This window comes from Trichocoleus sp. Lan (assembly GCF_039961855.1).
GTDB lineage: Bacteria > Cyanobacteriota > Cyanobacteriia > Cyanobacteriales > FACHB-T130 > FACHB-T130.
Genome location: NZ_JAMPKA010000022.1, coordinates 98,621 through 118,456 on the forward strand (window position 1 = coordinate 98,621; position 19,836 = coordinate 118,456).

Sequence of the window (19,836 nt, forward strand, 5' to 3'; positions counted from 1 at the left end):
CGATAGCTCGCGTCTCTGTTTTGACTGATTTCTCGAATTGAAGATTCAAAACTCAAAACTCTTTCTAAGGGCCTGCAAAGACGGCGTCTTCTACATCTTGGCGAGTCAGAGAATATTTGAAGGAGCGCAGGATATCTCGTCCGCCTTCACCCGCTTCTAGATAGCGCACGGTTAGCTCCTCCACATCTAGAGACAGCTCTGCTTTCCAAAAAGGTCTAGCAATGTGCCAACAGTGCAGCTGAGTTCGGTCTTGTTGACATCCCATCTTTTTGAGCCACTGTTCAATATCAGGTAAGGGATGGTTATAGAGGGGTGTATCAGCAGTGGGAAGAGTCATAGGTCGTTTTAATTCGGTTAGGGGCGGATTGTCCCAAATTATCTGTCATCCGGCAAGTAGATTGAATTAACTCGCTTGTTTTGAGGGATGAGTGGGGCAAGGCGCGACCCAGATGCCACAGGTTTAAATAGATGATGAGGATGAACAGGAAGATGAGGAGTCGCCTGCTGCTCGACTGGTTGCAGGGTTTGTAACCCGGAAACCTGGAAGGCGGCTTCTCCTCGCGTTAAGCCAATGGCGATCGCTAACAATAGGCAACCCACAAAGGTTAAACCCATAATGAATAGGACAAAAATCTCTCCAGGAGAGAGGGGGCGATCGGTTGGATCTAAATAGGCTGAGGAAGAATATGCCTTTTTGGGTTGGGACGGAGAATTCAAGTTGGGCGGTGCTTGAATTACGCTAATGCGGGAATAGCCAATTTTTAGGTCATAAGCCAGTCGCCGTTGTGGATTGCTGAGAGTGGAATAGGCTTCGTTTAGCTGCTGGAACTTAGCCGTTGCTATGTTAGCAGGCAATTCTGTGGTATCAGGATGGTAGAATTTGCTTAATTCTCGATATGCCCGCCGGATTTCGATTGGCGATGCCGAAGGATGCAGCCCTAGCAAAGCGTAATGACTGGTCGCTAAGGTTGTTTGATACGGCATCCTGCGACCTTGACTATTCAGATTTTCCCTGTTTTGAGTCACCGTAGCTTCACTCTGCTTGGTTAAGAGTGGTTTTCAATTATTCTAAGCGATCGCATAGGACGCCCCACATTATCTCGTCACATCAAATACTTGCCGTTGCGGGGTATACAAGGAGATTGGGAAAGAATGCGATCGCCCTTCTCCTGTGCTGCGGTAGGTGCTAATCAGTGTTTAACTAATCAGTGTTTAAATGGTTGCTATTTATCCGATGAAGGACGCGCAGGGCATCCACAAGATGGTCGCCCCAATGAACAATAAAATGGAACTTCCAATGCCAGATTGCATAGTTAACGTGACCTCGCTCGAAGGCAACAAAACCTTCTTTGAGATATCGATATATATCCCTTAAATCGTCCCTTAAATCGCCTACAACAACCTCATTTTCCTCTAACAGATTAAAATTTTCAATAACAATTGTATTGACCCAGCTTGCTTTGAATTCATTGATGAATTTTAGGTACATCTTCGGTAATTTTAAAACTATCTATCATTTCTGGTTCATCAGTAATAATATTAACCAACTCCATAACTGCTATGTAATTTTTTGCAAGTGTTTTAGATATTTGCCTAATAAACTGAATGTATCTCTATAGCTTCTTGTTGCTCAATTAAGGTGCAAAATTCTGTTCCAATTTCGACAAAGTTAGTAATTATTTCTTGTCTATTAATATAGTTATAATTCACGATCGTGATTGCTCTATAAAATTAGTAGCGATCGCTCTCTTTTGATAAACTGCTCCGCAAATGGCTGCTAATAGCAACCATCCCAAGGTATTCACCCGTAAATCAAATATACTTACATCTACTACATTAAATAATGTACAGGCACCAAAAGCGACTAAATAACTGAAAAGAATTAACCTATTTTGTGGAGACGAGATTAGTCTCATCTCTGCCAATAGTAGGGCAGCTTGAACCATCACCCAGCCAACTAAACCGCAGAAGAAAATGGTTGCCGGGATGCCAGTTTCAGCCGTTAGCATTAACAGCAAGCTGTGAGGATGTCCCAGCCAGACTTTCATCTGTGCCTCGTAAAGTGGCGTAAAATTCCTTAAACCCCAGCCAGTCCAGGGACGTTGCTGAGTCATCGACCAAGCAAACTGCCACTGAGTTGTCCGTAACAACGCCACGGGTCGATCTGGATACATTTGGTCGGTGAGTCGCGCCCAAAAGTAATAGGGGACAATCGTGCGAAGCCATTCGCGCACGGGTGAAGGGCCAAAAGCTGCCCAGAGGATGCTAGTAGCGATCGCCCCCACTCCGGCGATTAGCCAACGCCAACCTTGGTAGAAGGCAAAGGCAAGGCAGCTAAGAACGACAATCGCCCAAGCATTGCGGGAATTCGTCAAAATCAGTGCAGCAGCATTTCCAATTACCGCTACACTCAGAAACCCAATTCGCCAGGTAAACGGAAAGGGAAAAATATATTTTGTTTTAGCTTTTGCTTCCGCCCTTTGTTCTAGCGTGGCGGTGCGTAAGCGGGGAGATTGGGGCGATCGCTTTTTGCTTTCTTCAATCCACAATCCCAGCGCCAGAATAAACATAATTTGTAGATAGGCTGCCAAAATATTGGCGTACATAAACACCGAAGCCATTCGCCCGATGGGATTGCCTTTAGGTTGCAGCGCCCAACCTACGATACCTTCCAATAGCGCTGGGCTAGCCCAACCCAACAATATCTGTCCGAAGCCGAGAATCACCACGGCTACAGAAGGCACCACCAAAATCCAAGCTAACCGTCGCAGTTGTGCTGGTGTCTGAATGAGTTCGCTATAGGCAGCAAAAAAGATGAAAAAGGGGAGGAAATTAAACAATCCCAGCAAGGCTTCTAAAGGAAAAGGGGCGAAGCTAGCTGAAATAATTACCCAGGCGCAAAAGATAGCGAATCCGCGATTGAGAGGGCGTCGGATAATTGTGGGATATTTTTTTCTCCAGGTGCCAACTAATCCAATAAATATTCCGACAGCACCCAGAATAGGAATCAAGGGAAAAATCAGAAACCCCAGCTGAGCATAGTGCCAAGAGGCTTGCAAGCTGGGGTCAGGATGCCGAGTTAAAAATGGGAAATTAAAAATTAAAAACGGGGATTTCTTCATTTTTAATTTTTAACTTTTGACTCCTAAGCAGGTTCCCAGCATTCGGCACGAGTTAGGCGAATTTGCGCTAAGGCAACGATGATAGGGATAATCCGACCGTAATTAGTCGCGATCGCTCTCCAGCCCAAATCAGCAAAAAACCACGCCCACATCGCGGGTCCCACTAATGCAAATACACTGCGGATGGCACCATAACGGGCGGCACTCATAGCCATCCCACGCTTAGCTGTTTGCAGCACCACGTAATTTTGGAACTGTGCAGCAGCCGCAGCGCTGCCTTGGATAACCGTTTCTTTGGCAACTTGATAGCTAGCAAAATGAATCGCAAACTGACGGGCAAGTTGTTGTAGCAGCAGCGGCTGGACAATCGAACTGACGGCAAGGGCGCTACCGCCCTTAACGAGTAAAGCCATTGGGTCGTGCTGCAACTGCACTGGTAGGGGTTCGGAGAGTTGAGACTTTGCTAGCGATCGCTGTACTCTGGCGGTTAACGCTTTCTGTTCGTGTCGTGGCATTTGTTTCCATGCCCGACCCATCAGGTTGAGAAATACTTCTGCTTCTAAATCAGTCGTTGAAAGTTTTGCAGAATAGGGAATTTTCAGATATCGACAAACTTGGATCAAAATTTGTCGATAAGTGACTTCACCCGTGCGTCCTCGCAAAACTGTCACTCCATCCGCCGCTAAAAAGCGAAATCTCTGCTCGATCGCATCCAACCAATCTTCGTGATCTTGGCTTTGAATGTCGATCGGGTCAGGTGTCTGAACGTAATCTAAGGGGTTAAATTTGCGGCGAAATAGAATATCTGTCAGTTGCTGTAACTCTTCTTCTGTGGCTAATTCCAGCGCGGCTCTCAGCTCGTCCAACTTCAATTCCTCCCAGACCCCAGATTCGGTGCTGTCCCTTATTCTACTTCTATATACTTGAAGACTGAGGGTTATCCGTAGTGTTTGATGTCGCCGTAATTGGTGCGGGTATCGCGGGACTGACCGTTGCTCAACAGTTGCACCAAGCTGGATATAAAGTAGTCGTCGTTGACAAATCTCGTGGCGTTGGGGGAAGGGTGGCAACGCGCCGATTGCAGGGGACTTGTGCCGATCATGGCTTGCGTTATTTAGAACCCCAAGGGCAGTTAACTGAGAAGTTTATTGATGTTTTGCGGGTGAAGCAAAGCGATTTTGAAGGAAAGCCGGGGATTGTTCAAGCCTGGACGAATCCTGTTTGCCGGGAACCAGCAAAGCCGAATTTATCCTCGATCCGTCCCCGTTATGTGGCACCAATGGGGATGAATGCGATCGCTAAATTCCTCGCCACAGGTTTAGAAATGCGTCTGAATCAACGGGTTCAAGAAATTAACCCAACTGATGAGAAAACTTGGCATTTCACTTTTGAGCCGAAAGCCGACCCATTAATTGCTAAAGCTGTTGTCGTGGCAATTCCAGCGCCTCAAGCTTTGATGCTACTGGAACCCTTAGCCAAAACCATACCAACTCAATTTCTAGATAGTTTACGCGCTGTGGAGTTTGACCCCTGTCTCAGTGTAATGGCGGGTTATCCAGCTTCTCGACAGCAAGATTTAAGTAATGCAGAGACGGTAAATTTCCCGTTACACCTAGATGTTACACAGGACTCTGACTTAGCGTGGATTGGTTTAGACAGCAGCAAACGTCCCAATCCCCAGATGCCAGTCTTTGTTTTACACAGCACTGCTGAATTTGCCAAACATTACTTAGACGCCGAAGATTTAAACCCAGTTGCACGCCAGATGTTATCTCGTGCTGCACAGTTACTCGTTCCGTGGCTAGATTCTCCCGAATGGTTTCAAATCCATCGCTGGCGCTATGCTTTTCCGAGTCGTCCTTTGCATCAAGATTGCCTGGGCGCTGGGACACCGTTGCCTCTAATTTGTTGTGGCGATTGGTGCGGGGGAAACTTGGTAGAAGGGGCGATGAATTCTGGATTAGCCGCCGCCGTCAAGATTAATCAACAGATGGAAATGCGAAGCTTGCCGGGGGAAAGTTTTTTAGAAGCCCTCCAGCAAATATCCGGTAGGAGCGATCGCTAAGGAGTTAATTTAAACCGATGGAAGATTTGATCCAAGTGGTTGATTACGATACCAATTGGCCTATCCAATATCAGCAGGAAAAACTCCAGATTCTCCACGCCCTCGGTGATGCTGTCTTGGACATCCACCATATTGGCAGTACCTCAGTGCCAGGATTAGCAGCTAAACCAATCATTGATATTCTCGTAGGCTTGGAGGAGTTACCACCCAGCGTCGATCAGATTACATCTGTCGAAACACTCGGCTATCTCTACCAAGGTGAGTTGGGTGTTCCAGGACGGCACTTCTTTCGCAAAGGGATGCCCCGCACTCACCATCTCCATCTGGTGAAACGAGGAAATCAGGTTTGGGAAAACCAGCTGATCTTCCGCGATTTTCTCAGGGCGCACCCAGAGAAGGCGAAGCAATACGACGCTTTGAAGCGCGAGTTAGCGGTACAATTCCGGCTAGATCGAGAGGGCTACGTCCAGGCAAAGGCTCCTTTGATTGAGCAGCTACTCTCAAATGCTAGGGCATGGCGGCAAATTATCTAAGATAAGCAGCGATCGCTACCCGGAGAAAGTTTTTTAGCAGCGATTTCTTAGCATTGCCCGATTTAACGTTACATAGCCAAATACAACTCTGTTGCGGCAAAAGAGCAAATTGCCCAAAGTTGCGATCTCTGCTTGTCTGCCATTAGCTGCTAGTGATTTTCAAGGCGAGAGCGTTCATCAAACACCAGTATTTACAAACCGTTTCATAACATTTGGGGGATGTAAATTGCCATCAACCCTAGACCCTGTATGAATAAATCCGATTCTTGGCAGCCTTAGATGGTGCGATCTCTGTCTCCCCCAATGTAAAGAAAACTTTACATTCTGTAATGTTTTGTTATATGTTTTAAGACAGGAGACAAAGATTCGTAACCCAGAAGTTTCTGGATTAATAGTTTTAACGAATCTAAATAATGCATCCATGACTTCATCCACGACTTATACGATTGAGTCCGCACAGGGCATTTTCCCTGGAACTCAGATTGCTAATGCGGTTCCAGCTACCACGGAAGCTTTCGATAAGCTCAGCGTTGACGATCAACTGGCATTACTCTGGTTTGCCTACACCGAAATGGGTGTTTCAATTACTCGCGCCGCCACAGGAGCCGCCCGCATGATACTAGCGGAAGGTTTACTAGCCCAAATTAAGCAGATGCCAGCTGCCGCCCAAACGAAAGTGATGGAGGATCTTGCTAACCGTGCTGACACTCCCATCAGCCGTTCCTATTCTTCTTTCAGCGTCAATACCAAGTTGGGTTTTTGGTATGAGTTAGGAGAGTTGATGGCACAGGGTATTGTCGCTCCCATCCCAACGGGATATCAAATGACCCCGGAAGCCGCAGCAGTGCTGGAAACCATCAAGAAACTCGATCCGGGTCAGCAAATCACAGTTTTGCGGAATACCGTCATCAACATGGGATTTGATCCGGCTCTCAACGATTACGCAAAACCCGAAGATCCCTATATAGCACCCACCGCCCTAGCTTCCCGTCCGAAGATCAGTATTGATGGCATCAGTGAGCCTACAGTGCTGAACTATATTCAAAACATGAACGCATTTGACTTTGAGGCGGCTGTGTCTCTATTTGCGGAAAAGGGAGCATTGCAACCGCCCTTCCAGAAGCCAATTGTCGGTCGTGCAGCGATTTCTGCATATATGCGCGAAGAATGTCAGGGACTCAAGATGATGCCACAGAAAGGCGTCTCTGAGCGCATAGAAGATGGCTATACCCAGCATAAAGTCACAGGGAAAGTAGAAACTCCTTGGTTCGGTGCCAGCGTTGGCATGAACATTGCGTGGCGGTTCTTACTCGATCCTCAAGGCAAAATTTTCTTCGTGGCGGTTGACTTATTGGCGTCCCCGAAAGAACTCCTAAACCTAACTCGTCAGTAGGACGTTAGGTACAGTTGCTTAGATAAGGCAAGGCACAAATAATCGCCTTAGCAACAAGAACTGTAGGGTGCTGCTCCTAGCACCCTACATTTTTGCTTGAGTCTGCAAGACATCAAATTTTTCACCAAACCACTCATAACACCCAAATAATTCTCAAAAAGTATTGTAAAAGTTTTACGGCTCTTCCAGTAGTTGCGAAACTAATTTTATGGCTTCTGCGGGGGTAGAGATTTTACCTTCAGCGCGTGCGATTCCAATCGCGGTGAGAAATTTACCAACTTGTGGACCCGATGGGAGATTGAAAGTTTGGATCAAATCTTTACCGCTGACGAGGGGCGCGGGATGAGCAACTGGGTCGTCAGGAGTCAGATAGCGGTTGATGAGGGGTGTCAATTCTGCGACAGATATCCCAGTGGCTACAGCCAGAACGACGATGGCGGGAAAAACCTGGCCTGCCTCCCGAAAGAATAAATACTGCTCTCCTAAAGACATCTGGGATGGTTGCAGCTGCGGCAATAATTTGAGTGCAGTGGTAATGGCGCGAATTTCAGCGCGGCTGTATTTTAAATTCAATAATTGAGTTTCAGCAGCTTCCGGCACGGGTGACAACAATATCGCCAGCTTCGCAATGCCCAACCAAGAAGTTTTTAAGGTATCGCCTACCAAGCTAGATAAAAAGATTGCTAACTCATGCCATGTTTCTCCGAGCATTACAGCGGAACTTTCAACTGCTGGCAAGATTGTAGAGACATTTTCGGAACCTCTCCCCCAAACCCCCTCCCCCTTGACGGGGAGGGGGCTAAGAGGTGGAGTTATTAACCTCGCGATTGTTCCCTCCGTTTGCAGGGGAAGGTTCGGGAGAGGTTGGGGACTTGAGGCACTGGGAAACCAAGTTGCGAGTAAACCATCCTCAACGGCAGTAATTATCCAAGGAGTGCCTTCAGAAGTGTTAAGGAGATAGGCAAACTCTGCTTGCACTCGTTCTGCCGATACTTGCCCCAGTAAAGGTGCAAGTTGTCGAATTGCTGCTTGGGTATCCGTCTCAAGGGTAAAACTGAGTTGGGCGGCTTGGCGGTACGCTCTTAATAGCCGTAAAGGGTCATCTTGCAGATTTTTGGGGGAAACCATCCGAATGATGCCCTGTTGCAAATCTGCATAGCCACTAAGAGGGTCGATGAGTTCGCCAGTGTAGGGATTGTATGCGATCGCATTCATTGTATAGTCGCGCCGCTGCAAATCGATTTCTAAATTTGACCCTTCGGCTTGTGCAATATCAACGGTTGCTTGCTCAAATACGACTCTGGCAATCTGTCTCTGGGCATCTAACAACACAAACCCCGCTTTGTAGCGACTGGCAATCTTCCGCGCTGTTTTTACCGCATCCGCCAGTAAGACAAAATCTAGATCCCGGTACTCGCGGCGGCGTCCCAGCAAAGCATCTCGCACAGCACCCCCCACCATATAAGCGGGTTCCGGGAGCAATTCCAGGCTAAAAGGCCAAGTTTTTGGCGATAGGGTAGAGGTGTCTGTGTTTAAGTGCATCTGTATACTTACCCCATTTAGATAATTTTCCGAGTCCACGCACAGGAACAAGCGTTTGTGTGTCTGTGAATTTATTCGCCTCAAAGACACATTGCAATAAAAATCAACCCAATAGGTAATTAATAGACGTGTTGACTGAGCTAGATTAACAGAAAAGCCTCTGGAGGCTGTCCTATGTGTATTTGTGTTAACTGCCAATACGTAGACCGCTGCACCACCTATCATGCGGTAGAAATGCAGCATCAGGTGCCTCATCTAACTGAAGACCCCGATTTTGAAGCCACTGAACCCACCATCAATGTCAATATCCGCACCGAGGGGGAAATGATTGAGATGGAATGGGATGTTGTGGGTTGTCTCAGCTTTAAGCGGGAAACCGGCAAATGGGCGCGGTTGCGTCCCGGCGAGTTAGTGCCAACCTGAAAATATCTAAGTCAGATTGCGCTAAGCTACGCTGTTTTACAAACTTTAACGCGACGGCTACTGCTTGCCTCAGTAGCCGTTTTGTTGCATTTAGGCAATTCAGGCGACTGCATAGAGTCGAACTTACTCAGAAAAATCGTTGACTTGTCAATAATTGCTCAGATACAGACGACCCGCGTAACAATTGGCTAAGAATCTGAGCTGTTTTAGAGTTATTGCAGTAATTAATAAACTAATGCTTTTTTAGCTTCTTGCAGCAATGATCCCTTAGCAAGTAGGCAAAAATGAAGAGAACTGGTGAGAAACGGGTGGAGATGGTAGTAGGGATTAGGTAAGCGATCGCTCTAAACCACATTTCTTAATAATTAACATATTAATCTGAATTAATTTATGAAATATTAGCCATGATAATTAGGAATCTTTAATATTTCTTATGCCTTTTTAGTTTTGCGAAGATACATATCATCTTACCTATCTCCCCGCCCTCACTCACCACTACACTCAAAAAAGGGGAGGTAATAAGAAGTCCAGTTTGTGAGTAAAGCGACTGGCTCTAACAGAATTTATCTGGCTCAACATCAATCAAGAAAACCAAGCCGTAGTTATGAATTTAAGTCCTTATCTCCCAAAAATAACACCGTTTTACGCCCGAAACAAAGCCGCTTTTGGACTAAGTATTTTAATCGCCGCCGGATATTTAGGTAATTATTTCCGTTGGTCATTATTTTTCGATATAGATTTCCTATTTGGCAGCATTGCCGTTTGGATTATAGTATTTTTGTACGGTACAGGTTGGGGTACTTTTGCAGGCTTCATTTCTGGCATTTGTACCTATTTTATTTGGCATCATCCCTACACGGTAATTACCTTTACCGCTGAAGCATTCTTTGTTAGTTTATTGTTTCATCGTCTACGTCAGAATATCGTGCTGCTAGACGGAATTTTCTGGCTGTTCATCGGGATGCCTCTCATTTGGCTATTTTATGCCATTATCTTGCACGTAGATACTACACAAGCGTTGATTATCTTGTTAAAGCAGCCTGTAAACGGGATTTTCAATGCTTTAATTGCTAGCTTGATGCTGACTCATTTACCGATTCATAAATGGCTAGGTCGTCCTCAAGCAGTTAGCACGCTTTCTTTGCAACAAACTGTTTTTAATTTGTTAGTAGCTTTTGTCTTCTTTCCTACTCTAATTCTTATGGTTTTAGACAGCCGCCGCGTAATTGATAACATCAAGACAACAGCTAATGCAGAACTCAAGGCGGCTTCTATAGATTTAGTTGTTGAAATGCGTTCTTGGCATCAGCAACATTTAAAGGCAGTTCAAGAATTTGCTCAGATTGCTGCTGATGAGCCTACCAAATTGGATGCATTGCAGTCAAGTATAGAATTTGCTAGACGGACATTTCCAGATTTCCATGAGATTTATGTAGTCAATGCCGAAGGTAAAGCAATTGCATCTTCACCACGACAGAATGAAGCGGGAGAGTCCACTATTGGATTGAATCTTGCTGTTAAACCCTACTTTAAGGAAATAAATAATACTCTGCAACCTACTCTATCGGATGTAGTGAACGGACAAAAGGTAATTCTCAGCGTACCCGTGCTAAGAGATAATCGCTTCCGTGGTTTAGTCATTGCAGAACTCGATTTGAACGGTATTGACGAACTCCTAAAATCAAATGTTGACGAGCGGGGACTGCAAATTACTCTCGTCGATCGCAGAAAATCTGTAATTGCTAGTACTCTGTCTGAGCGAGTAGCAATGCAAACATTTGATCGTCGTAAGGATGGTGAAATTCGTCCAATTGCGCCGATGACTTATCAGTGGCTACCGATAAGTGGCAGTCGGCTTGTCATGGTGCGTTGGAACAATTCGTTCTTTGTGCAAGAGACTCCGATTGATAGCCAACTTCCTTGGACTCTCATTGCAGAATTGTCTGCGACACCAGACGTCCGCCATATAGAGCGCGTTCATACCAATAGTTTAGCGATTTTGATGCTAATTTCAGCGATCGCGCTCATCTTTGCAACCCTTCTAAGCCGCAGCTTAGTTAGCCCCCTCTCAAAACTAGCGCAAGTAACGACAAATCTGCCTCATAAACTTTCAGAGCAAGAATTAATCGATTGGCCTAATAGTTCGGTGACAGAACTGGACGCTCTAGTTCGCAACTTCAAGTCAATGGCTGCGACCCTTAATCAAAAGTTTTGGGAAATCAAAAGCACCAATGAAATGCTCGAAGAACGGGTGCAAGAACGTACTCAAAAATTATTAATCATTAATACAGAGCTTGAAGCTGAAATTGCCGAACGACAGCGAACAGAGGAAAAATTAAAAGCTTATACCTTCAAATTGGAACAAAGCAACCGGGAATTGCAAGACTTTGCCTTCGTCGCTTCCCACGACTTGCAGGAACCATTGCGGAAAATTCAAGCCTTTGGCGATCGCCTCAAACTCAAATACGGGGAATGCCTAACTAATGAGGGGAAGGACTACCTGGAGCGGATGCAAAAAGCGGCGCAACGGATGCAAACTCTTATTAATGACCTCCTAGCCTTCTCGCGGGTGACAAGCAAAGCTCAGCCTTTTACTCGTGTCAATATCACCAACGTGCTACAAGAGGTCTTGTCTGATTTGGAGGTGCATATCCAGAAGGTAGGCGCACAAGTAGAAATTGGCGAGCTGCTAACGATTGATGCTGATCCGTCGCAGATGCGGCAATTATTACAGAATTTGATTAGCAATGCGCTGAAGTTTCGGCGTCAGGAAGAAGCACCCGTCGTCAAGATTTGGAGTCAATTACTAGAGAAGGACGAGCAGCTTTGGACACAAGACTTATCAGCTCGTCCCATGTGTCAAATTATGGTCGAAGATAATGGCATTGGTTTTGACGAAAAGTATCTGGATCGGATCTTCACAGTTTTCCAACGCCTACACGGTCGTAACGAGTATGAAGGAACGGGAGTTGGTTTAGCGATCTGCCGTAAAATAGTCGAGCGTCATGGTGGTACTATCACAGCAAAAAGCATATTAGGGGAGGGGGCGACATTCATTGTCACGCTACCTGTTAAGCAATCTAGGTGATAAATTTTGGAATTTTAAATTTTAGATTTTTGCTGATCAATCTCAGAAAGCAAGCCTTTTTTCGCGACGGCAAATTATGCGAAAGTACTGCAATTTGGTGTGAGTAAAACGCTGTGAATAAAGCTGGAAAATTAATTACCATCTTGATGGCTGACGATGATGAAGACGATCGGCTGCTAGCAAAGGATGCATTAGAAGAATGCCGACTCGCTAACGATCTACACTTTGTTGTAGATGGTGAGGATCTGATGGATTATCTTTACCATCGGGGTAAGTATACTCAGTTAAGAAAATCGCCCCGTCCAGGTTTAATTCTGCTGGATCTGAATATGCCTAAAAAGGATGGGCGGGAGGCTCTCCAGGAGATTAAAGCCGATCCCGAACTGCGACCTATTCCAGTCGTCGTGCTGACTACATCAAAGGCTGAGGAAGACATCTATCGTTCTTACGGTTTAGGCGCAAACTCGTACATTGCTAAGCCAGTCACATTTGAATCTCTAGTTTCTGTGATGAAAGCTTTGGGAAAATACTGGTTTGAGATTGTTGAATTGCCACTAAAGGAAAATGAAGCGGAAAACTCAACACTATAAAATATAGTTTTGCAGAATGCCTAGTTAGGTTTCGCCTTGGCAAAACCTAACATTAAGCAATACTAAATTTCAGTCATCTACTCAGCGCACATAAGATTATTGAGGTTTTGCAAAGATTGAGGCAAAATAATTGAAATCGGTGGTAAGCTGCTGTGTTGTAACAATTAATTCTTTTGCTGACTCTTGAGTTAAGGGTTTAGCGAAAAAATATCCTTGCCCATATTCGCATTCCATTTCTCTCAGTTGAGAGAGTTGCTCGGCTGTTTCCACCCCTTCTGCTGTTACATTTAACTCTAAAGTATGAGCCAGGGTCACGATAGCACGGACAATTTCTAAACTGTCGTCTTTCGCCCCAATTCTACTAATAAAAGAACGATCAATCTTTAACTGATCGATGGGAAACCGATGCAGATAGCTTAAGGATGAATAGCCAGTGCCGAAGTCATCAATATGCAGATGCACGCCTAAAGCTTTTAGTTGGAAAAGCATTTTGATTGCCGATTCTGCGTTTTCCATAACTGCACTTTCAGTAATTTCTAACTTCAAACTTCGCGCATCCAGGCGAGTCTCCCGCAAAATTTGATCGATTTGCTTGACTAAATCTGGTTGTAAAAACTGTTTGCTGGAAAGATTAACACTGATTGTTAATAGTAATTCTGGATAAAATTGCTGCCAATCATACATTTGGTAACATGCATTGTAGAGTACCCACAGCCCAATGGGAACAATTAAACCTGTTTCTTCGGCAATGGGAATAAATTCCGCTGGAGAGATTAAACCGCGCTCCGGATGCTGCCAGCGTACAAGCGCCTCGAACCCGTCAAGCCTGCCAGTTGTCAATGACACAATGGGTTGATAGTGAAGCTGAAATTCATCCCGCTCGATCGCACGCCGCAAGTCGTTTTCCAGTTGCAAGAGTGCCACCGCGCGGGTATGCATGGTGGTATCAAAGACTTCGTGACGCGCTCTCCCCATTGATTTGGCACGATACATTGCGGTGTCAGCATCGCGCAGGAGATTTTCCGGACAGTCATATCCGATTGCTGGGGCGCTTTGCGAACCGCCCCCGATGGCAATGCCGATGCTTGCTGTCGTGAATACCTCTTGCTCGTTAAGGCTGAAAGGATGCATAAGTTCTAAGTGGATGCGCTCGGCAATGTCAGTGGCGTTATTGATATTTTTGACATCGTCGAGCAGGATGGTGAACTCATCTCCACCTAACCGTGCAACTGTATCTCCACCCCGCAGGCAAGCTTTCAACCGCTGCGCGATCGCTACCAGCAATTGATCGCCAATCATGTGTCCCAAGCTGTCATTAATCACCTTGAAGCGATCAATATCTAGAAAAAGGACGGCGAAGAAATAGTCACTGGTTCGTTTTGACCGTTCAATTGCCTGTCCCAACCGATCCCTAAACAAGGCTCGGTTTGGTAAGCCTGTCAACACGTCATGAAAAGCATCATGGAGGAGTTGTTTCTCAACTTGCTTGCGCTCGGTGATGTCAGTTTGAGAGCCAGCCATGCGAGAGGCTTTCCCATTCGTGTCTCGTACAGCCATCCCCCGGATTAGCATCCAACGGTATGTTCCGTCTTTGTGTAGTATGCGATGTTCGTTCTCAAAATGGGGGGTCAGCCCTTCCAGATGTAAAGAAATCTGCCCTTTCAACTGCTCGATATCCTCAGGATGCACTCGCTCAAACCAGGCATCAGGCGTATTGCTAATTTCGCTCTCCTCGCAGCCCAGCATGGATTTCCAGCGGGGAGAAAAATAAATTTCGTTTGTTTTTAAATTCCAGTCCCAAAGTCCGTCGTTAGCACCAGAAACGGCGAGTTCATAACGTTCTTGACTCTCACGCAAAGCCTCCTGGGTTTGGACAGCCTTGGTAGCTGCCCCTACGCGCTCGGTAATATCTTGGAAGGTAACGACTGCACCCACCAACTGACCATTTTCTCGAATGGGGGTGCTCATGTACTCAACGGGAAAGCTCGTACCGTCTTTTCGCCAAAAGACTTCTTCTTCTATTTGTTGAACTGTGCCATCCTTAAAGGCTGCATAAATTGGACACGCTTCTCGCGGATAAGGAGCGCCATCGGCTTTTGAATGGTGGCAAATAAAATGCAAGGGTTTGCCAATGAGTTCTTCAACTTCCCATCCCAGCATTCTCGCAGCAGCTGGATTAACAAAGGTGGCGTTTCCATGAATATCCAAACCATAAATTCCTTCACCCGCTGAGTTGAGAATTAGTTCGTTTTGGTGGCGCAGTCGTTCAATTGCCTCTTCGGTTTGCTTACGAACCGTGATGTCGTTCTGCAACCCGATGAAGTTGATGAGTTTCCCTTCGTTATCAAAAACTGGGTTGATGGTGAGTTCATTCCAGAACGGTGTCCCATCTTTGCAGTAGTTCAGGACTACACACATAATCGGTTGCCTTGATGCGATCGCTTCTCGCATCACTTTCACAACAGTGAAATCGGTATCTTTCCCTTGTAGAAAGCGGCAATTAGAACCCATCACTTCCGCCGCCGAGTAGCCGGTGATGGCAGTAAAAGCAGGATTGACAAAGATAATTGGATTGTCAGGTAAAGTTGGATCGGTGATTGTAACTCCAGTTGTCAGGTTAGCGATCGCCGCCGCTAGCTGGCTGTTTTCGCGCATAGCTGACCGCAAGGCTTCTTCTGCCTGCTTGCGTTTGGTAATATCGGCAGCCAAACCATCGATTCGGATGACATTCCCATTCGCGTCACGCCCTAGATGAGCGCGATTGCGAATCCAACGCTCTTCCCCGTCCGGTCGAAAAATACGATACTCTTCGTCTGCTGCACCGACTTGGAGTAACGCTTGCGTCATAGCTTCTATTCGTTCTCGATCCTCTGGGTGAATCACCTCCAGCCAGAGGTTCGGGCGCTCGAAAAACTGGGAGACTGGACGACCATAAATTTCCGCCGCCGCCGGACTGATGTAAATCGGCTCCCTAGTGATGGCTGAAACCGACCATACGCTGTCATCAAGCGAGCCAAGAATATTCTCTAGCCGCGATTCACTCTCCCGCAGCGCCTCTAACGTTTTGACTCGCTCGATCGAGTAGCGGATCGCCCGCTCTAATAGCGGCGCGTCCATCTTCCCCTTAACTAAGTAATCGGCAGCTCCCGCTTTCATTGCTGCAAAGTCTACTTCCCGATCTCCTTGCCCGGTCAGCAAGATGATCGGCGCTTTACAATTAGTTGAAATGGCTTCTTGTAACAATTCCAAGCCGTTGTGTGCGCCAAGACGATAGTCTACTAAATAGACATCATGTTGATGCATCTGAATCTTTTCTAAAGCAGCATCATAACTATCTACCCATTCGAGATCAAACTTTTCTCGCTCAATTTCTGAGAGGAGATCGCGCGTCAGAATATAGTCATCCTCGTCATCCTCAATTAAAAGCACTTTTATTGAGTCTTTAGACATAAAATAATATTAGAAACAAAATACCTCTATCTTAGAGTTCCTCTCCTCAAGGGTAAAGCTAGAGAAGTCCTCACTCAGCCACAGTTGCAAATTCACTCACAACTGGTTTTTGGTTTGAGTCCTCACGAGCATTACTTTTTAACAGTCTTAATAAGAATAAAATTAAAATTTGGCATCTGTCCGTCGGTATACCTGCTGAAAATGTTTTTTTAAGGCAAAGCAGCAAATCGAAAAAGACGTAAACTCGCCTGTTTAATCCTTATTTCCTCAAGAAAGATATTGGGCTGCCTATTTGCCGATGAAGAGGAGTGCGATCGCCCTTGAGTGCTAGGGGCAAAATCCTCGCCCGTAGCCGTCTCGATAACAATCTCAAGATTTGCCGCCCTGATTGACACCCTGAGCGGATCGAGCCACTATGATAGAAGTATGAATCTATGTAAAGACCCAGATAAATGTCTTTAGAGTTTGTATCTGTAGAAAATATCAAAGAAATTGCCCACCACTACGGTTACTGGGCAGTTTTTTTGGGGATTTTGCTGGAAAATCTTGGCATTCCCATCCCTGGTGAAACAATCACGCTCGCCGGGGGTTTCTTGGCGGGAAGTAAGGAACTGAGTTACTGGTTCGTGCTAGGGAGTGCGATCGCTGGTGCAGTTGTCGGTGGTACTTGCGGTTACTGGATTGGCAGAAAAGGCGGCTGGCCCCTGCTGGTGAAAGTTGGGGGATTTTTCCGCATCCGCGAAGAAAAACTCTTACAACTCAAGCAACAAGTGAGCGAGAACGCCGGAAAAACAGTGTTTCTCGGTCGTTTCCTGGCTGTGCTGCGAATTGTCGCCAGTCCTCTCGCTGGAATTGCCCAAATGCCCTTCCTCAAGTTTATGGCTTATAACATAGCTGGGGCGACTGCTTGGGCATCGGTAATGGTCACGTTGTCCTTTTTCGCAGGGCGACTGGTACCCCTGGAACAATTAGTTGTGTGGGTCGCTCAATTTGGTTTAATCGCGTTATTCCTGTTGATTGCCTGGATTGCCGTTCCTCTGTGGCTAGAGTCCCGCGAAGCCAAGCGTTCAATCGAGGGAGATTAGAAAAAGTTTTGAGTAATGAGCGATTAAGTTTTGAATGAAAAGAATGTGTTTTCTCACTCAAAACTCAAAACTCAAAACTCAAAACTTTCAAACTAACCTCTCGCTTTTTGCGACCAAACGCGAGTCGGTAATCCCCAAACGTAGATAAATCCTTCAGCAGCTTTATGGTCAAACTGGTCTTCAGCTCCATAAGTTGCTAACGTTGGGCTGTAAAGGGACTTCTCAGATTTACGCCCCACAGTCATCGAGTTGCCCTTAAAAAGTTTAACTCGCACCGTTCCCGATACCCGCTCCTGTGTTTGTTGAATGAAGGCATCCAGGGCGGCTTTGAGCGGACTATACCAAAGACCGTTATAAACTAGCTGAGTATAAGTTTCTTCGATACCGCGCTTGTAGTGGGTCACATCTGCGGTTAAGGTGAGACTTTCTAAGTCGCGGTGGGCATGAATTAAAACCATTAAAGCCGGGGCTTCATAGATTTCCCGCGATTTGATACCCACTAGGCGGTTTTCGATCATATCGATCCGCCCGACACCGTGATTTCCGGCAATTTCGTTGAGTTTCGTAATTAGCGCCACAGGCGGCAAAGCTTCACCGTTGAGGGAGATCGGGATGCCTTTTTCAAAGCCAATTTCAACGTATTCTGGCTCATTGGGCGTGTCAGCGATCGCTTTGGTCATCGCATAAATTTCTTCTAGCGGTTCCGTCCACGGATCTTCTAGGGGTCCCGCTTCAATGCTGCGACCAAATAAATTGCGATCGATACTGTAGGGAGATTTCTTTTTCACGGGCGAAGGAATCCCATAACGCTCACCATAAGCGATGGTTTCCTCTCGGCTCATCCCCCATTCCCGCGCTGGTGCCAACACCTTCAAATCTGGGTTCAGCGCTGCAATCGATACATCAAACCGAACTTGGTCATTGCCCTTCCCCGTGCAGCCATGCGCCACCGCATCCGCACCGTATTTTTCAGCCGCTTCGACTAAAAGTTTGGCAATCAGCGGACGTGCCAAAGCAGTCTGGAGGGGATAGCGATTTTCATAGAGAGCGTTCGCTTGAATCGCTGGAAACGCATAATCTTTGACAAAACTTTCTGTAGCATCGGCAACCAGCGATTCGCTAGCACCCGATTTGAGCGCTTTTTCCCGGACTGGCTCTAGTTCGTCTCCCTGTCCCAAATCCGCCGCCAGGGTAATTACCTCTTCAACTCCCCATTCCTCCTTCAGGTATGGGATGCAGACGGAGGTATCGACTCCCCCTGAATATGCCAGCACAACTTTGGTAGCACGACCCATTGATCTCTCACTTCCGCAAAACAACGAGTTCTTATTATGCAACTAATCTATGCCAAGTCTTGTCAGGAATAGCACAGATTAATCTTCAGCCATAGCCATCCAGGGCACCAGGGGATAGATGAAAATGCTTTCTGTTTCTTGGCTTACAGTTCTTTGAGAGATACTAAAAGTGTTGTCATCCGGGGGAAATCGTGTTTTTTAGCGTTGTCATTCCAACTTATAACCGCAAGCCGATTTTAGAAAAATGCCTTAGAGCAATGGAACACCAGCAGTTGAGTGCTGGTAGCGTCGTCAGCGGCTATGAAGTGGTGCTGGTGGATGATGGTTCGACGGATGGCACGTTGGAGTGGTTATCCCAACACGCCGCTGAATTTCCTCACGTGCGATCGCTCTTGCAAGACCATCAAGGGCCAGCCGCCGCCCGTAATCTGGGAGTAGAACAGGCTCAGGGTGACACGATTATCTTTATTGATAGCGATTTAGTCGTTACCGAGCATTTTCTCCAAGCACACGCCGACGCCTTAGTTGAGGGAGAAAAGAATCTCGGAAGCGATCGCCTCTTTACTTACGGTTGGGTGATCAATACGAATAACTTCGAGAATCCCACCTCCGAACCCTACAAAATCACGGATTTTTCCGCTGCTTACTTTGCCACGGGGAATGTAGCGATCGCTCGTAAATGGCTCGAAAAAGCTGGATTATTTGACACCCGCTTTCAACTTTACGGCTGGGAAGATTTAGAACTCGGCATCAGGCTCAAACAATTGGGTTTAAAACTGATTAAATGTCCAGCCGCAGTCGGCTATCACTGGCACCCCCCCTTTGCCTTAGAACAAATTCCCCCCATGATCGATCGAGAAATCCAACGGGGACGGATGGGCGTTTTATTCTATCAAAAGCACCCTACCTGGGATGTCAAAATGATGATTCAAATGACCCTCCTTCACCGCATCCTCTGGGGTCTTCTTTCCATCGGTGGCAGACTCAACGAGCGCACAATGGCACCCTTTTTACAATGGCTGATTAATCAAGGTAAACCCCAATTAGCCTTAGAAATTGCTCGAATTTTCCTTAATTGGTACAACGTTCAAGGTGTTTATGCAGCCTACGCCGAAGCGAGGCAAAAAGCCTAATTTAACGTGAGTTCGGGTTAAATAGACTCAGGCAAAAAGGCATCGGGTAGGAGGGACGGTTTCTTGGGCTGGTGGCAGTAGGCAATCAACCCGCAGACCAAGTTGACTCTTCAGTTG

General features: G+C 46.3%; 16 protein-coding genes. 8 read left to right on the top strand and 8 right to left on the bottom strand.

Annotated elements, in window-relative coordinates:
• Window positions 1-64: 64 nt before the first annotated feature.
• The 5 genes from NDA03_RS19525 to NDA03_RS19545 form a co-directional block, all read right to left on the bottom strand.
• Window positions 65-337 carry a DUF3143 domain-containing protein gene (locus NDA03_RS19525; RefSeq protein ID WP_190412046.1) on the bottom strand — a complete coding sequence of 91 codons (273 nt, stop codon included), beginning with the start codon at window positions 335-337 and terminating at the stop codon, window positions 65-67.
• A 38-nt stretch (window positions 338-375) separates the two neighbouring features.
• A complete protein-coding gene (locus tag NDA03_RS19530; RefSeq protein WP_348238898.1) occupies window positions 376-984 on the bottom strand; it encodes a J domain-containing protein in 609 nt (202 codons plus the stop codon).
• A 217-nt stretch (window positions 985-1,201) separates the two neighbouring features.
• Complete coding sequence (locus tag NDA03_RS19535; RefSeq protein WP_348238899.1) at window positions 1,202-1,489, bottom strand: DUF5063 domain-containing protein; 288 nt, start codon at window positions 1,487-1,489, stop codon at window positions 1,202-1,204.
• A 217-nt stretch (window positions 1,490-1,706) separates the two neighbouring features.
• The gene (locus NDA03_RS19540) at window positions 1,707-3,122 is read right to left on the bottom strand and encodes an O-antigen ligase family protein (protein ID WP_348238900.1); all 1,416 of its coding nucleotides are present in this window, start codon (window positions 3,120-3,122) and stop codon (window positions 1,707-1,709) included.
• Window positions 3,123-3,145: 23 nt separating this feature from the next.
• Window positions 3,146-3,988: a YaaW family protein gene (locus NDA03_RS19545; protein ID WP_190412048.1), complete on the bottom strand. Its 843-nt coding sequence runs from the start codon at window positions 3,986-3,988 to the stop codon at window positions 3,146-3,148.
• Window positions 3,989-4,068: 80 nt separating this feature from the next.
• On the opposite strand from NDA03_RS19545, the gene NDA03_RS19550 reads away from it, so the two are divergent.
• The 3 genes from NDA03_RS19550 (at window position 4,069) to NDA03_RS19560 (ending at window position 7,113) form a co-directional block, all read left to right on the top strand.
• A complete protein-coding gene (locus NDA03_RS19550; protein ID WP_348238901.1) occupies window positions 4,069-5,187 on the top strand; it encodes an FAD-dependent oxidoreductase in 1,119 nt (372 codons plus the stop codon).
• 17 nt (window positions 5,188-5,204) lie between these two features.
• A complete protein-coding gene (locus tag NDA03_RS19555; RefSeq protein WP_348238902.1) occupies window positions 5,205-5,720 on the top strand; it encodes a GrpB family protein in 516 nt (171 codons plus the stop codon).
• Between the two features lie 421 nt (window positions 5,721-6,141).
• Window positions 6,142-7,113: an orange carotenoid protein N-terminal domain-containing protein gene (locus NDA03_RS19560; RefSeq protein WP_190438806.1), complete on the top strand. Its 972-nt coding sequence runs from the start codon at window positions 6,142-6,144 to the stop codon at window positions 7,111-7,113.
• A gap of 174 nt (window positions 7,114-7,287) precedes the next feature.
• Here the strand turns inward: NDA03_RS19560 and NDA03_RS19565 are convergent, their stop codons facing one another.
• A complete protein-coding gene (locus NDA03_RS19565; RefSeq protein WP_348238903.1) occupies window positions 7,288-8,655 on the bottom strand; it encodes a CCA tRNA nucleotidyltransferase in 1,368 nt (455 codons plus the stop codon).
• 174 nt (window positions 8,656-8,829) lie between these two features.
• Here NDA03_RS19565 and NDA03_RS19570 point away from each other — a divergent pair, with 174 nt between their 5' ends.
• The 3 genes from NDA03_RS19570 (at window position 8,830) to NDA03_RS19580 (ending at window position 12,756) form a co-directional block, all read left to right on the top strand.
• A complete protein-coding gene (locus tag NDA03_RS19570) occupies window positions 8,830-9,078 on the top strand; it encodes a Ycf34 family protein (protein ID WP_190438801.1) in 249 nt (82 codons plus the stop codon).
• 604 nt (window positions 9,079-9,682) lie between these two features.
• Window positions 9,683-12,166, top strand: a complete 2,484-nt coding sequence (locus tag NDA03_RS19575) for an ATP-binding protein (RefSeq protein ID WP_348238904.1) — start codon at window positions 9,683-9,685, stop codon at window positions 12,164-12,166.
• A gap of 146 nt (window positions 12,167-12,312) precedes the next feature.
• Window positions 12,313-12,756, top strand: coding sequence for a response regulator (locus tag NDA03_RS19580; protein WP_190430075.1), 444 nt, complete (start codon window positions 12,313-12,315; stop codon window positions 12,754-12,756).
• Window positions 12,757-12,852: 96 nt separating this feature from the next.
• Here NDA03_RS19580 and NDA03_RS19585 read toward each other — a convergent pair whose 3' ends face one another.
• The gene (locus NDA03_RS19585) at window positions 12,853-16,206 is read right to left on the bottom strand and encodes an EAL domain-containing protein (protein WP_348238905.1); all 3,354 of its coding nucleotides are present in this window, start codon (window positions 16,204-16,206) and stop codon (window positions 12,853-12,855) included.
• A 452-nt stretch (window positions 16,207-16,658) separates the two neighbouring features.
• Between NDA03_RS19585 and NDA03_RS19590 the strand changes: the two genes are divergently transcribed.
• Window positions 16,659-17,291 carry a DedA family protein gene (locus tag NDA03_RS19590; RefSeq protein WP_190412055.1) on the top strand — a complete coding sequence of 211 codons (633 nt, stop codon included), beginning with the start codon at window positions 16,659-16,661 and terminating at the stop codon, window positions 17,289-17,291.
• 92 nt (window positions 17,292-17,383) lie between these two features.
• Here the strand turns inward: NDA03_RS19590 and NDA03_RS19595 are convergent, their stop codons facing one another.
• The gene (locus NDA03_RS19595; protein WP_190412056.1) at window positions 17,384-18,586 is read right to left on the bottom strand and encodes an argininosuccinate synthase; all 1,203 of its coding nucleotides are present in this window, start codon (window positions 18,584-18,586) and stop codon (window positions 17,384-17,386) included.
• Window positions 18,587-18,777: 191 nt separating this feature from the next.
• Between NDA03_RS19595 and NDA03_RS19600 the strand changes: the two genes are divergently transcribed.
• Window positions 18,778-19,719 (top strand): glycosyltransferase, encoded by a 942-nt coding sequence (locus NDA03_RS19600; protein WP_190412057.1) that lies wholly within the window; start codon window positions 18,778-18,780, stop codon window positions 19,717-19,719.
• The last annotated feature ends 117 nt before the right edge of the window (window positions 19,720-19,836 follow it).